Here is a 321-nt window from a genome sequence, read left to right as displayed (position 1 = left end):
GGAAATTCATGCGGCCCATGGTCTGCGAGCCAAGCGTGTTTAGCGTCTTGACGGTCAGTTCGTCATTGCTCTCGACAAGTGGCAGAAGATCAACTGGCGGAGCTTCGATATAGTCGATCTCCCCGGACTGGATAGCGTTGATTGCCGTCTGGGCATCGGGCATGCTCAACCATTCCACACGGTCGACCTTGACCACCTTTCCGCCGGCCAGCCAGCTCGCAGGCTCGTTGCGCGGCACATAATCGGTGAATTTTTCATAGACCGCCTTGACGCCCGGCTGGTACTCGGCCGTGACGAACCTGAAGGGGCCGGAACCGACAA

1 protein-coding gene is annotated in these 321 nt (G+C 58.3%); it reads right to left on the bottom strand.

Features of this window, described 5'->3' with window-relative positions; translation table 11 throughout:
* On the bottom strand, positions 1-321 hold a 321-nt coding region (locus EN807_RS33870), incomplete at both ends, for an ABC transporter substrate-binding protein (RefSeq protein ID WP_246684529.1).

The organism is Mesorhizobium sp. M5C.F.Ca.ET.164.01.1.1 (assembly GCF_004792125.1).
Taxonomy (GTDB): Bacteria; Pseudomonadota; Alphaproteobacteria; order Rhizobiales; family Rhizobiaceae; genus Mesorhizobium; species Mesorhizobium wenxiniae.
This window is presented reverse-complemented; position numbering and strand designations above follow the sequence as displayed.